The following is a 12,528-nucleotide window of genomic DNA, read 5'->3' on the forward strand; positions in this document are numbered from 1 at the left end:
ATTCCTTTATGCGCTATGAGTTTTGAGGCATTCCCTTGAAACTCATTTCACTTTTTATGTTTGAAATTCGTCCAGCAATCCCCGCCGATGTTCCGGCAATTTTCTCTCTCATCCAAGCCTTAGCAGAATACGAAAAACTCGCTGATCAAGTCACAGGCTCGATCGACGATCTCCATTCCCATCTTTTCGGTTCCAAACCACTCGTTCATTCGATCGTGGCGGTCATCGAAAATAAACCGATCGCTTTTGCACTATTTTTTTACAACTATTCAACATTCCTCACAAAGCCCGGAATCTATCTAGAAGACCTCTTTGTTTTACCCCAATATCGAGGACAAGGAATCGGAAAAGCCCTCTTGACTCGATTAGCTGAAATCGCCGTAGAGCAAGACTGCGGGCGATTAGAATGGAGCGTATTGGACTGGAACGACATGGCGATCGGCTTTTACAAACGAATGGGTGCAACGGTGCTTCCTGACTGGCGAATCTGTCGTGTGACCGGAGTTGCTCTGACTCAGATGGCAGCGCAGCAATCCTAAATATGGCAAAATTTCAGTAAGGTTTTGGAGGACAGGATCATGACAATCTGGGTGAACGAACAAGTCGATCCATGTGGGCTGATGTATGCCTGTATCGCTTGCTGCGACGAAACTCAAGCGCAAGAGTGTCACGAATCCTTTGAAGCGGATCTGACCGAAACACAAAAACAAGCAGGTTGGGTCGCCAGAATGCGGTTGGTGCAGTCGTGGGACGAAGTGCCAGTCAACTCGCTCAAACTCGACTAACATTCTTTGAATCATGCTCTAGGCTAGAACAAAGCGTGATTCAAAGAATTTATGTACGTTTTAATCGGGGGCGCGGGTCTGATTGGACTGAGCCTATCTCAGCGTTTAATCGAGTTGGGGCATACGGTCGCGGTGATTGATGTTGATCCTGCGGCTTGTCGGTATGCACGAGAACAGTTAGGCGTGATCGCATTCGAGGGCAGTGCGGTGAGTACCGAAGTGCTGATCGAAGCTGGAATTCGCAAAGCGGATGCGATCGCGGCTGTACTCCGAGATGATGCCCTAAATCTCGCAATGGTGACGCTGGCGAAACATTACGGTGTGCCAAACATTTTAGTCAGAATGCGGCACAAAGATTTTGCGGAACCCTATCGATTTGCGGGCGCGACTCATGTGATTAATGCGATCGAGCTTGCAGTTACCACGATGGTGAATGTGATCGAATATCCGGAAGTCGAATCGATGATGCACTTTGAGCAAGGACAGATCGAAGTGTTCAAGCTCTCGATTCCGCCGAGTTGTAGCGTTGTGGGTCGCAGTGTGGCAGAAGTAGCTCAAGATCCTAGATTTCCACAGGGATCATTAATCATTGGTTATCAGCCTCATGCCCACATGGATTTAGAAATTCCCAACGGCAGTACGATCTTAGAACCAGAGTCCACGGTGCTAATCGTGACGAAACCAGGCTTTATGCACCAGGTGATTGATTTTATGCAAAAGTGTGTTTAGTGTTGCTCGATCGAGGCGCAAAAATGGAACTTACTCTTCCTCTCAAGCTGGATCTCGAACACGTCCATCTCACCGATGAGCAATTCTATCAACTCTGCCTGAGTAATCCTGAATGGAACATCGAGCGGAACGCAAAAGGAGCTTTGATTGTTATGCCGCCTGTGGGTGGAGAAAGTGGTAAACGAGAGGCGAATTACATCATTGACTTAGGAATTTGGAATCGTCAAACTCAACTTGGCGAGGTGTTTAGTTCCTCAACTATCTTCAAACTTCCAGGTGGGGGCGATCGCTCTCCAGATGCGGCTTGGATTGGACGATCTCGCTGGGAAGCTCTCACCCCAGACCAGCGAAAAAAATTTCCACCGATCGCGCCTGATTTTGTGATTGAACTTCGCTCTGCAACTGATAATTTGTCAGTGCTGCAAGAAAAGATGCAGGAATACCTAGATAGCGGTGTGCGTCTCGGTTGGCTGTTCAATCCTCAAGATCAACAAGTGGAGATCTATCGGCAAGGACAAGATAAAGAAGTCAGAACGCTGCCAGCTTTGCTATCGGGTGAGAGTGTTTTACCTGGATTTGAATTGTTTGTCGATCGATTTGAAGAATAAACCAATTTGAAATGAAAGAGCGATCGTGGAATTCCACGATCGCTGATTTCCTAAACAGTCTCAGGCATTTGCACCTGTGCCAAGATCCGCTGCAACTGTTCGCCTTCCAGCACTTCAGTTTCTAACAGCGTTTGAGTCGTAGATTCCAGTAACGATCGATTGTGTCGCAAAATTGCCAAAGCGGTTGCATACGATCGATCAATACTTTGCTTGATTAAGCGATCGATTTCTGAAGCAACTTCTGCACTAATCGATCGACGAGTACTCCCCCCATCGAGAAACTGCGCTTGCTGTGTTTCAAACGCGATTGGTCCTAATGTCTCACCCATTCCATATTGTGTGACGGCTCGTTCTGCCAGCGCGGTTGCTTTTTGAATATCATCACTCGCGCCGCTCGACACCTTGCCAAACACAATTTCTTCTGCCGCTCGTCCACCCAGTAAAGTCGCAATCTGTCCGCGCAATTCATCTTCGATCAGCAAGAAGCGATCTTCTTCTGGAGTTTGTAGCGTATAGCCTAAAGCACCGATGCCACGAGGCACGATCGAGATTTTAGTCACTTTACTGCCTCCAGGCATCAATGCACCCACAAACGCATGACCGACTTCATGATATGCCACGGTTTGACGTTCCAATGGCGATAAAACTCGCGATCGCTTCTCTAATCCAGCAATCACCCGCTCGATCGCTTCGTGAAAATCTGCCATCAGCACCGCTTGCCGATTCTGACGGGCTGCCATTAATGCGGCTTCGTTCACTAAATTCGCTAAATCTGCGCCTGAAAATCCAACGGTTTGAGTCGCGCTCGCATTTAAATCGACATCTTCGCCCATCTTCACGCCGCGAGAATGCACTTTCAAGATCGCTTCTCTGCCGCTTTTATCTGGGCGATCCACTAACACTTGGCGATCGAAGCGACCCGGACGACGAAGCGCAGGATCTAAAATTTCCGGGCGATTGGTCGCAGCGATCAGAATCACACCCGCATTGCCATCGAACCCATCCATCTCAGTGAGTAACTGATTTAAGGTTTGTTCTCGCTCATCGTTGCCGTTGAAATTGGAATTCCCGCGAGATTTCCCGATCGCATCGAGTTCATCAATGAAAATAATGCAGGGAGCTTGCCGTTTGGCTTGCTGAAATAAGTCGCGCACGCGAGAAGCACCAACTCCGACATAGAGTTCAACGAATTCTGAACCGGACATACTGAAGAATGGAACGCCCGCTTCTCCCGCGATCGCTTTTGCCAACAATGTTTTACCGGTTCCAGGAGGACCGACAAGCAGCACACCTTTGGGAATCTTCGCGCCAATCTTGCGGTACTTCTCGCCATTTTTCAGAAAATCGACGACTTCCTGTAGTTCCTGCTTTGCTTCGTCTACTCCAGCGACATCAGCAAACTGAATGCCCGTTTTACCTTGGTTATAAACTCTCGCCTTACTTTTACCAATCCCGGTCAGTCCACCAATTCCGCCACCTGCTTGACTAAATTTCGCCAACCAAACTAGAGCGCCCGCCATCGCGCCCATCGAGAGCAACAATCCTAAAACCCCACTCGCAGAAGTCCGCTCATCCGTAAAAGGAATGCTTTGATTGCGAAGCAGATTCGGAAGATTGGGCTGAAACTGATCACTGATCGTGTAGTGCCGCGCTCCCCCAAACTCTGATTTGAGCGTGTATTCAATACGATCGACTTTAATCGTGACTTGTGCAACCTGTCGCGCTTGAACCTGTTGCAAAAATTCGCTGTAAGCGGTTTGAGAAATGGTGTTCATCTTGTTGCCTGCCGAAGGAATGGTTAGAAGTGACTTGCTTATGTGTTTATTCTCAAGGTTCAAATTCGCGGCTGGTAGATGAAGTTGCCGCACGATCGACGCGGGTTTTCCGCCCTCTGTTGCGGAGGTCACGACGGATTGAATCGGATAACCGATAGTTGAGCGCACGCTTTGTTCAGCGAACCCCTAGAATAGAATGTGGTTTTTTGAAACGAAGGACACGATCGATGCGGCTATCTCAGATGCTATTTGTCACGCTACGGGAAGATCCAGCCGAGGCAGAAATCCCTAGCCATAAGCTTTTGGTGAGAGCGGGATATATTCGGCGGATTGGTAGCGGGATTTATGCGTATCTGCCGCTGATGTGGCGCGTATTGCAAAAGATTTCTCGGATTGTGCGCGAAGAGATGAATGCAGCGGGCGCACAAGAATGTTTACTGCCTCAGATGCAGCCGTCGGAATTGTGGAAAGAATCCGGGCGTTGGGATATTTACACCAAAGCAGAAGGCAGTATGTTTGCGTTGGTCGATCGACAAGATCGCGAACTCGGTCTAGGTCCAACGCATGAGGAAGTAATTACCACGATCGCTCGCGAGATGATTCGTTCTTATCGCCAATTGCCGCAAAATCTGTATCAAATTCAAACGAAATTCCGCGATGAAATTCGTCCGCGATTCGGTTTAATGCGCGGTCGAGAATTTATTATGAAAGATGCGTATTCTTTCGATGCGGATGAAGAAGCACTGAAGAAAACTTATCAAAAGATGCACGATGCCTACTGCAATATTCTTCGCAGAACAGGTTTAGAATTCCGTGCTGTTGATGCGGATTCTGGCGCGATCGGGGGATCAGGTTCGCAAGAATTTATGGTGCTGGCAGAAGCGGGAGAAGACGAAGTTCTCTACACCGAAGATGGCAAATATGCGGCAAATGTCGAGAAAGCGATCGCACTTCCTCCTGATGTTGTTCCTTCACCGTTTACCAGCTACGAGAAGCGCGAAACACCGGGAACAGAAACGATCGAGAAAGTGAGCAAATTTCTCAAATGTTCTCCCACAAATATTGTCAAAAACGTTCTGTATCAAGCCGTTTTTGACAGCGGAATGACAGCATTGATTCTAGTTCACATTCGAGGCGATCAAGACGTGAACGATGTGAAATTGCAGAATGAATTGACTAAAATTGCCGATCGCTTTAATGGAAAAACAGTGCTCTCTCTGACGGTTCCTGATGCCGAAGCTCAACAAAAATGGGCAGAGAAAGAGCTTCCATTAGGTTATATTTCTCCAGGAATTTCAGATAGCTATATTCGATCGAGCAAAGAGATCTCACCGAAATTTGTTCGCTTCATTGATCAAACCGTAGTGAACTTAGAAAACTTCGTCACAGGTTCTGATGAATCGGGCTATCACGTTGTCGGCGCAAACTGGGGTAAAGAATTTCAGAAACCGGATCTAGTCGTCGATGTGCGAAAAGCGAGAGTTGGCGATCGCGCCATTCACGATTCAAATCAAACTCTCAAAACTGCAAGAGGCATCGAAATCGGGCACATTTTCCAGCTTGGTACAGAATATTCCAAAGCAATGAATGCAACTTACACCAATGAACAAGGCGAAGAAGTACCTTTAGTCATGGGATGTTATGGAATTGGGGTTTCGAGATTGGCTCAAGCCGCGATCGAACAATCCTACGACAAAGATGGCATTGTGTTACCTGTTGCGATCGCTCCTTATCACGCGATCGTGGTCATTCCAAACGTGAATGATCCGGATCAAGTCAGCACCGCAGAGAAACTTTATACCGAATTGAATCAAGCAGGTGTGGAAACGCTGTTAGACGATCGCAATGAACGCGCAGGGGTGAAGTTCAAAGACGCAGAATTGATCGGCATTCCTTACCGAATTGTGACCGGAAAATCGCTCAAAGATGGCAAAGTTGAAATGGTTGAGCGATCGACAAAAGCAGTACAAGAAATTACGATCGGCGATGTTGTTTCAACGTTGAAAGATGTGATTTCAAAAGCGATTTAGTAGTAGTGGAGCTTCAATACTATCAGCAGTATTGGCACTTTAAAGCGATCGGTCGTCGCGATGAAGCAAGGAAAAGCATTCAGCAATTTGTGGAATCGTTCGCGTCGATCGATCGCAAAATCACTAATCTTGCCACAATCGCCGTCCGGGTTCACTGTTTAATCGATCGTGCATTTCAGGCGAATCTGCATTTCACCCGACTACAAATTCTGAATAAATTCTTCAACGGAAACGTCAGCCTGCCTAAGAATGTTGCTCAAGGTTCCCACGGCTATGTCTTTCTGGTGCAGCGGAACAACACATCCCAATTCAACTGTTTTTTGTGCTTCTCCTTCTCCAACAGTCATCTGCTTTTTCAAGATTACATGGCTCCCCTTTTGGCGAACCTGCTCAAATCCCAGCCGCTCTAATGCTCGAATGACCTCTGTTGCCTTAACCCTGGGTAGTTTGGGCATGAGCAACCTCAAACGATGTAATCAAACGACGAGCGATCGCAGGTAGCGGAAACTCCTCTAAATAAAGTTCCGTTGCTTCGCGTAAGTTAGAGAGCGCTTCCTCGATCGTTTCTCCCTGACTTGCGGTTCCGACTTCGGGGCACTCCGCTACGTACACATCTTCTTCCCAATGCAGAATTGCGGTAAAGGTTTGAGTGAGTTTGTTCGCTGTTGAGACTGGAACTTTTGAAGTCACCATTTTCCTCTCTGTTTCTGCTGTTTCTAACTCTAATCCTGCCACAAGCGTCGTCCAGGTTTACCGTTTAATCGATCGTGTGTCTCGCGCAATAATTTCGGAATCTCCAACTGCTCAGGACATCTCGGCAAACACTCCCCACAATCCGTACACCGATTCGCTTTATTTCCTGGAAACCAGTGCCCCGCATTCTCAAACATTCGATAACGATATTCACCGAACTTGGTCATATCGTATGCTGTCGCTAAATTTCGCAATCGCAGCACTTCAGGAATGTGGATCGATTCGGGACAAGGTAAGCAGGCGTAACATTGACTGCACTGATCAGGGTCGATCGCTTTTCTTTCGTTCAACCGATCGATCGCGGTTTCAATGCTCAAATCTTCTTCCAAATCCGGCAAATCCAATTCTCCAGGATTCGCCGCTCCAACACTCAAAGTCGTAATTCTCGGATCGCGCAGCAAAAATCGATAATTGAACTCTAGCGGCGAAAGTGGCGCACACAAATCGATCAAAGTCTGCGGCGGTGTGTGCAGCATTCCCGCTTTATCCGCAGGCGAAATGATAAAAACGCCCATATCTTTCTGGTGGGCAAGCTCGATCGCGGCTTCATTTCGCTGAAAAAAGAACGAATAATGCAAATTGACGAACTCAAATAAGTCCGTCTTGATCGCTGCCAAAATCAAGTCAAGCGATCCATGTGTGGAAAATCCAACGTGACGGACTCGCCTATCTGCGATCGCATTCCTGATCGCCCTAATACAGCCATTCTCAACCCAATCAAGATGTTCCCAAGTGTTTAACCCGTGAATGGCAAGACTGTCGATCGAATTCACTCCAAGCCGCTGTAAGGATTCGTCAATCCATTGATCGGTCTGTGCGGTATCTAAACTCGGCGGTAGTTTTGTAGTTAAGAAAAATCGATCGCGATCGACTTCCTTGAACGCCAAACCCAGAAATTCCTCGCTTTTCCCGTAGCCTCGTGCCGTTTCAATATGATTAATCCCAAGCTCGATCGCTCGATTTACGGTTTGCTGCATCACTTGAGGAGAGGACAAACAGCGCATCGTACCGAGCGAAAAAATCGAGTAAGGAAGATTCGTCTGACCGAATCGGCGATATTGCATCAGATGAACTACTGCGCTTCCCCGCTGCTAAATCGTCCCCGCTGAATCAGTTCATCCGGGCTAAGATTCGATAAGAACTCTCGAAACGCTCGGCGTTCAGCCTCATCCGCATCGCGATCGACCGGAATCGACGCATCTGCGACCACTTCTTCCATCACCCAAATCGGGCTATTCGTGCGGAGCGCGATCGCGATCGCATCACTCGGACGCGAATCAATCTCACGACGAGCCTCGCCGTGAGCGACGATTAACACCGCGTAGAATGTATTATCTTGTAAAGAGTGAATAATCACTTTCTCGACAGTCATCTGCCAAGCTTCGAGAAAATTCACCATCAAATCGTGGGTGAGGGGGCGCGGCGGCACTTGACCTTCCAGAACGCTGACAATGGCTTTCGCCTGATCTGGACCAATATAGATGGGAAGCGCTCGTCGATCGGTTGCATCTTTGAGCAATACGATCGGGCTTCGAGTCTGTGCGTCTAACGCTATGCCCGCAACCTTCATTTCAATCATGGTGTAGCCTCTAGAACTCCGGAAGCATATATAGGGTGGTGAGTTTATCGATCATCCGGTCAACGGAGCGATCAAATCCGGGAGCGGGATTGTGGTCGAGCGATGCCGTTACGGTCTGTGGTTTGACCTTGATCCTAAATGATCTCTTTCAGAATTTGACAAAATGAAGAAGAGTTCCCGATTTCATCAATTTTCTGAGAAGAAGATAAAACAATCACAAAGCCTTATTGTGATTTTAGACTGTAATCTGTCTAAGGTTGAATGTCTATCAGGATTCTCAAAAATTGATGAATCCAGGATGGGGACAGAGATTCCCAAATTCAGATTGATTCAAAAAAAGGATTAAGTCTCGTGTTTACAGGATTAGTTCAAACAGTCGGGCGCTTGGTGATTCTAAATCCTGAGCAGGTGAGAATCTCCGGATCGCGGATGGCAGGAGTTTTACAGGGTTTGGAGCTTGGCGATAGTGTCGCGGTCGATGGAGTCTGCCTCACCGTGACGGAAATTTCGGAAGATGGATTTGTGGCGGATGTGTCTCCGGAGACAGTGAACCGGACGACCTTGGGGCAATCGGCAGAGGGAGCAAAGTCGGTCAATCTAGAAACGTCGCTGCGGGTGGGAAGCAAGCTTGGCGGGCATTTCGTCACTGGGCATGTCGATGGGATTGGCACGTTTGAATCGGCGACTCAGACGGCAACTTCTTGGGAAATTCTATTTAAGACGGAAAGTGAGCAGGTGGCTCGATATATTTTGCCGAAGGGAAGTATTTCGGTGAACGGGATTAGTTTAACGATCGCGAATTGTGCCGCAGATGGGTCATGGTTTACGGTTGCGGTGATTCCTCATACCTATGCTGAAACGAATTTATCGGAGTTGAAACCGGGAGATTGGGTGAATCTCGAAGGCGATATTCTCGGTAAGTATGTGGAGAAATTTTTGCGCGGAGGTCGATCGGGCGTGGAAGTCCCCGATCGTATTTCGACGGAATTTCTAGCGGAACATGGATATTTCTGAGAGTAATCACTGTGGGGCAGGCATCTTGCCTGATTTCAGTGGCAGGCAGGATGCCCGCCCCACAGTGACTAAACAACCTTTAACGCTTTCCAGTGACAATGTAAGCCACCCGCTTGCCAATATTCGCTGCGTGGTCTGCCATTCGTTCTAAATGACGAATCACCAAGACTTGCAGCACGATCGGCTCGATCATCCCTTTCACATCGCGCTGACGTGCTAACAAGTTATACAGTGTCTCGTAGTCTGAATCGACCATATCATCGCGAGATCGAACATCTAGCCCCGATTCCGCATTCAGATCGGACAGCGATTCGAGACTGAGCGCTAACATCGCTCGACAGCGATCGAACATTTGCCGAATCTGTCCCATATGGGGCGATTCAGGATAGGGAAATAGCTGAATTGCAACATCTCCTAGATTCTGGGCGTAGTCTCCGATGCGCTCCAAATCTCGGACAAGCTGCATCAACGCACTGAGTAATCTTAAATCTTGGGCAACTGGTGACTGAAGTGCGATCGTATTGACGCAATCGAGTTCGATCTGTTTATAGAGGCGATCGATCTTTTTATCCAGTTTGCGAATTTGGTCGGCGGCTTCAAGATTGCGTTCAAACAATGCTTCTCGTGCTAGACAGCAAGAGCGTTCGACTAAGGCACCCATTCGCAACACATCGCGCTGAATCCGTTTAATCTGTCGCTCGAATTGAACCCGTATCGGTTCTTGACCCTCTGGCACGTTTTTATAAAACATTGATTTTTTCAATCGAGAGAAATCTGGGAACAGGCAACGAACGCTTCACTATAACAACAGAAGTCCAGGAAGTCAGGTGTTGTAAGAAACGTTTCTATGTTTTTCATTTTAGAGCGATCGATTTCGGACAGGATCTAGTAACCTAAGACTTTCAAGTCAAACTCCCTACCACTTCTACAATAATGATTGCGAACCTTATCCCGACGAATTCCGCCATGTTTTCACCAGACGAGTCTTTCGCTGCTTATTCTCAAGGTCACAGTCTATTTGCCCAACTCCGAAGCCGTTTTCCGCAAGGGGCGCTGGTTTCAGAACTGGTTCAGGTGCACGATGGACTATTTGTGGTGAGAGCGATCGTGCAAGTCGGATCAACCACGATAGCGACTGGAATGGCTGCCGCTGACAAAATCGAAGTCGCAGAAGATCGGGCGCGGGTGAGAGCAATGGAAGTGTTGGGAATTTCTCCGACGGGAGGCGCGGCGACGTTTGATGTGGCGGCGCGATCGGAACCGGAACCCCGAAAAGAAGTCGAACCGAGTGTGACGGCTGAAATTCCTGAGATTTCTTTGCCTACGGTTGAAGCGCTCGTTCCCGAACTGCCGAAGAAGATGACGCGCAAGAAGAAGGAAGAGTCGATCGAGCCTGCTCCTGTTTCTGATTTGTTATCGTTTCCTGGTTTAGATATGCCGGAAATTAAATCGGCTCCGGTCGAGTTCACTCGTGAGCCTGTACAGTTTACGCCTGATTTTGAAGACGATGAAGTAGAACCGCCTGCACCAGAACCGATCGATTTATCTGATGCGATCGCGCAAATTGGGACGGAAATCGAGCGAATTGGCTGGACAAAGAAACAAGGAAGCACGTATCTTCAAGACACCTACGGAAAGAAAACCCGTGCTGAATTGGACGAAGATGAACTGATCGAATTTCTGCACTATCTCAAAGCGTTACCGTCGAAAGGACAAGGGATTCCCTTCTAAATACTTATGCCGTCAATTGCCGCACAACCTTACGAGTACGAGTTACCGATCGAGTCTGAGATCGCATTGATCGTGATTGATATGCAGCGCGATTTTCTTGAACCGGGCGGATTTGGTGAAGCTTTGGGAAACGATGTCGAACTGGCAACCGCGATCGTACCGACGGTGAAGCGACTACTCGAAGGTTGTCGAGCGATGAATCTCTCGATCTTTCATACTCAGGAAGGACATCGATCGGATTTATCGGATTGTCCCCAATCAAAACTAAAACGGGGTCGGGGAAATTTAGCGATCGGTGATCCGGGTAAGTTTGGGCGAATTCTCGTATTAGGAGAACCTGGAAACGAGATTATTCCAGAGCTTGCACCCATTCCCGGAGAGGTGTTGATTCCGAAACCGGGAAAAGGTGCGTTTTACAGTACTGATTTAGAAGTGCAGTTGATTGCTCGGAACGTTACGCATTTACTGATTGCGGGCGTAACAACTGAAGTCTGTGTGCAGACCACGATGCGAGAGGCGAACGATCGCGGTTATGAGTGTTTGCTGGTTGAGGATGCAACCGCGAGTTACTTTCCTGAGTTTAAGCAAGCGACGTTAGAAATGGTACGGGCGCAGAGTGGAATTGTGGGTTGGACGGCGACGACCGATCAAGTGTTGGAAGGATTGCGATCGTGGAAAGAGAATTAATATAGTACAATTTAACTAGATTAATTCCAGTGCGTTTCATGCGACGAGATTCAATTTTCTATGCTTTATTCCGTCAATCGCCCAACTTGCTGTTTGAATTACTAGAAGATCCACCTGGACAGTCACAGCAATATCGCTTTGAATCAGTTGCGGTAAAAGAGCCAAGATTTGAAATCGACGGAGTATTTTTACCCCCTGAAGCTGATCCGCCTGGAACCGTCTTTTTTGCTGAAGTACAGATGCAGAAAGACGAAAGGCTGTACGAGCGGATGTTTGGAGAATCAATGCTCTATTTCTACCGTAATCGTGAGTACTACTCGGATTGGCAAGCGGTTGTCATTTATCCATCTCGCTCAACCGAACAGAGTAACTCTCACCCTTATCGGTCATTAATTAACAGCGATCAGGTGCATCGAGTATACCTAGATGAACTTGGTTCAATGGAAGAATTGCCGTTAGGAATTGCAGCAATGGTGCTAACAATTACAGCAGAATCCCGAAACACCGGAAAAAGCAAGAATGCTAGTTGAGCGGGCGGATCAAGAGATTACAGCACTACCAATTCGACAAGGCATAATAGATATTATTGGTCGAATTCTGGTTTATAAGTTCACAACTCTTTCACGGCAGGAGATAGATGCAATGATGGGATATCGAATCGAGGATACAAGAATGTATCGAGAAGCAAAACAGGAGCGATCGCAAGAAATCGCGATTAATTTACTTCGCCAAGGACTCTCGATCGAAGCGATCGCTCAAGCTACAGAACTATCCGTCACCGAAATTCAAACCCTACAATCTCAGCTAGAGCAAGACGAATACCAGTAAGCATTCGTC

16 protein-coding genes are annotated in these 12,528 nt (G+C 47.7%); 10 read left to right on the forward strand and 6 right to left on the reverse strand.

The features are described 5' to 3' along the window. Positions 1-56: 56 nt before the first annotated feature. Genes NIES2104_RS12560 through NIES2104_RS12575 form a run of 4 tightly spaced genes read left to right on the forward strand, consistent with a single transcriptional unit; the run spans position 57 to position 2,122 of the window. Positions 57-539 (forward strand): GNAT family N-acetyltransferase, encoded by a 483-nt coding sequence (locus NIES2104_RS12560; RefSeq protein WP_058998528.1) that lies wholly within the window; start codon positions 57-59, stop codon positions 537-539. 39 nt (positions 540-578) lie between these two features. Next, positions 579-785, forward strand: coding sequence for a hypothetical protein (locus NIES2104_RS12565; protein WP_058998529.1), 207 nt, complete (start codon positions 579-581; stop codon positions 783-785). A 51-nt stretch (positions 786-836) separates the two neighbouring features. Further along, on the forward strand, positions 837-1,514 hold the full coding sequence (locus tag NIES2104_RS12570) for a TrkA family potassium uptake protein (RefSeq protein WP_058998530.1): 678 nt from the start codon (positions 837-839) through the stop codon (positions 1,512-1,514). A 23-nt stretch (positions 1,515-1,537) separates the two neighbouring features. Next, the gene (locus tag NIES2104_RS12575) at positions 1,538-2,122 is read left to right on the forward strand and encodes a Uma2 family endonuclease (protein WP_059001695.1); all 585 of its coding nucleotides are present in this window, start codon (positions 1,538-1,540) and stop codon (positions 2,120-2,122) included. Between the two features lie 50 nt (positions 2,123-2,172). On the opposite strand, the gene ftsH is transcribed toward NIES2104_RS12575, so the two are convergent. Further along, positions 2,173-4,029, reverse strand: a complete 1,857-nt coding sequence (gene ftsH / locus NIES2104_RS12580; protein WP_263970950.1) for an ATP-dependent zinc metalloprotease FtsH — start codon at positions 4,027-4,029, stop codon at positions 2,173-2,175. Positions 4,030-4,124: 95 nt separating this feature from the next. On the opposite strand from ftsH, the gene NIES2104_RS12585 reads away from it, so the two are divergent. Continuing rightward, entirely contained in the window at positions 4,125-5,927 is a 1,803-nt protein-coding gene (locus tag NIES2104_RS12585) for a proline--tRNA ligase (RefSeq protein WP_058998531.1), read from the forward strand. A 200-nt stretch (positions 5,928-6,127) separates the two neighbouring features. On the opposite strand, the gene NIES2104_RS30805 is transcribed toward NIES2104_RS12585, so the two are convergent. From NIES2104_RS30805 to NIES2104_RS12605, 4 genes are read right to left on the reverse strand one after another with little or no spacing between them, the layout of a single operon-like run. Further along, positions 6,128-6,382, reverse strand: coding sequence for a type II toxin-antitoxin system HicA family toxin (locus NIES2104_RS30805; protein ID WP_072218060.1), 255 nt, complete (start codon positions 6,380-6,382; stop codon positions 6,128-6,130). Next, positions 6,360-6,620 carry a type II toxin-antitoxin system HicB family antitoxin gene (locus NIES2104_RS12595; RefSeq protein WP_059001697.1) on the reverse strand — a complete coding sequence of 87 codons (261 nt, stop codon included), beginning with the start codon at positions 6,618-6,620 and terminating at the stop codon, positions 6,360-6,362. Before NIES2104_RS12595 ends, NIES2104_RS30805 begins: the two co-directional genes overlap by 23 nt. A gap of 29 nt (positions 6,621-6,649) precedes the next feature. Beyond that, entirely contained in the window at positions 6,650-7,744 is a 1,095-nt protein-coding gene (locus tag NIES2104_RS12600; protein WP_058998533.1) for an aldo/keto reductase, read from the reverse strand. A gap of 8 nt (positions 7,745-7,752) precedes the next feature. Continuing rightward, positions 7,753-8,259 carry a bifunctional nuclease family protein gene (locus NIES2104_RS12605; RefSeq protein WP_058998534.1) on the reverse strand — a complete coding sequence of 169 codons (507 nt, stop codon included), beginning with the start codon at positions 8,257-8,259 and terminating at the stop codon, positions 7,753-7,755. Between the two features lie 351 nt (positions 8,260-8,610). Between NIES2104_RS12605 and ribE the strand changes: the two genes are divergently transcribed. Next, complete coding sequence (gene ribE / locus NIES2104_RS12615; protein WP_058998536.1) at positions 8,611-9,273, forward strand: riboflavin synthase; 663 nt, start codon at positions 8,611-8,613, stop codon at positions 9,271-9,273. A gap of 79 nt (positions 9,274-9,352) precedes the next feature. Here the strand turns inward: ribE and phoU are convergent, their stop codons facing one another. Further along, entirely contained in the window at positions 9,353-10,024 is a 672-nt protein-coding gene (phoU, locus tag NIES2104_RS12620) for a phosphate signaling complex protein PhoU (protein WP_058998537.1), read from the reverse strand. Positions 10,025-10,239: 215 nt separating this feature from the next. On the opposite strand from phoU, the gene NIES2104_RS12625 reads away from it, so the two are divergent. From NIES2104_RS12625 to NIES2104_RS33415, 4 genes are read left to right on the forward strand one after another with little or no spacing between them, the layout of a single operon-like run. After that, a complete protein-coding gene (locus NIES2104_RS12625) occupies positions 10,240-11,004 on the forward strand; it encodes a hypothetical protein (RefSeq protein ID WP_058998538.1) in 765 nt (254 codons plus the stop codon). A 6-nt stretch (positions 11,005-11,010) separates the two neighbouring features. Then, entirely contained in the window at positions 11,011-11,691 is a 681-nt protein-coding gene (locus tag NIES2104_RS12630; RefSeq protein WP_058998539.1) for a cysteine hydrolase family protein, read from the forward strand. Positions 11,692-11,729: 38 nt separating this feature from the next. Next, positions 11,730-12,221 (forward strand): DUF2887 domain-containing protein, encoded by a 492-nt coding sequence (locus NIES2104_RS30810; protein ID WP_063270205.1) that lies wholly within the window; start codon positions 11,730-11,732, stop codon positions 12,219-12,221. Further along, complete coding sequence (locus NIES2104_RS33415) at positions 12,211-12,519, forward strand: DUF2887 domain-containing protein (RefSeq protein WP_063270206.1); 309 nt, start codon at positions 12,211-12,213, stop codon at positions 12,517-12,519. Before NIES2104_RS30810 ends, NIES2104_RS33415 begins: the two co-directional genes overlap by 11 nt. The last annotated feature ends 9 nt before the right edge of the window (positions 12,520-12,528 follow it).

This window comes from Leptolyngbya sp. NIES-2104 (assembly GCF_001485215.1).
Classification (GTDB): Bacteria; Cyanobacteriota; Cyanobacteriia; order Leptolyngbyales; family Leptolyngbyaceae; genus Leptolyngbya.

Bases quoted from the DNA above. Each gene is read 5' to 3' on its own strand.
- NIES2104_RS12560 (WP_058998528.1), top strand. From the start codon at position 57: ATGTTTGAAATTCGTCCAGCAATCCCCGCCGATGTTCCGGCAATTTTC.
- NIES2104_RS12565 (WP_058998529.1), top strand. From the start codon at position 579: ATGACAATCTGGGTGAACGAACAAGTCGATCCATGTGGGCTGATGTAT.
- NIES2104_RS12570 (WP_058998530.1), top strand. From the start codon at position 837: ATGTACGTTTTAATCGGGGGCGCGGGTCTGATTGGACTGAGCCTATCT.
- NIES2104_RS12575 (WP_059001695.1), top strand. From the start codon at position 1,538: ATGGAACTTACTCTTCCTCTCAAGCTGGATCTCGAACACGTCCATCTC.
- NIES2104_RS12585 (WP_058998531.1), top strand. From the start codon at position 4,125: ATGCGGCTATCTCAGATGCTATTTGTCACGCTACGGGAAGATCCAGCC.
- NIES2104_RS30805 (WP_072218060.1), bottom strand. From the start codon at position 6,382: ATGCCCAAACTACCCAGGGTTAAGGCAACAGAGGTCATTCGAGCATTA.
- NIES2104_RS12595 (WP_059001697.1), bottom strand. From the start codon at position 6,620: ATGGTGACTTCAAAAGTTCCAGTCTCAACAGCGAACAAACTCACTCAA.
- NIES2104_RS12600 (WP_058998533.1), bottom strand. From the start codon at position 7,744: ATGCAATATCGCCGATTCGGTCAGACGAATCTTCCTTACTCGATTTTT.
- NIES2104_RS12605 (WP_058998534.1), bottom strand. From the start codon at position 8,259: ATGATTGAAATGAAGGTTGCGGGCATAGCGTTAGACGCACAGACTCGA.
- phoU (WP_058998537.1), bottom strand. From the start codon at position 10,024: ATGTTTTATAAAAACGTGCCAGAGGGTCAAGAACCGATACGGGTTCAA.
- NIES2104_RS12625 (WP_058998538.1), top strand. From the start codon at position 10,240: ATGTTTTCACCAGACGAGTCTTTCGCTGCTTATTCTCAAGGTCACAGT.
- NIES2104_RS12630 (WP_058998539.1), top strand. From the start codon at position 11,011: ATGCCGTCAATTGCCGCACAACCTTACGAGTACGAGTTACCGATCGAG.
- NIES2104_RS30810 (WP_063270205.1), top strand. From the start codon at position 11,730: ATGCGACGAGATTCAATTTTCTATGCTTTATTCCGTCAATCGCCCAAC.
- NIES2104_RS33415 (WP_063270206.1), top strand. From the start codon at position 12,211: ATGCTAGTTGAGCGGGCGGATCAAGAGATTACAGCACTACCAATTCGA.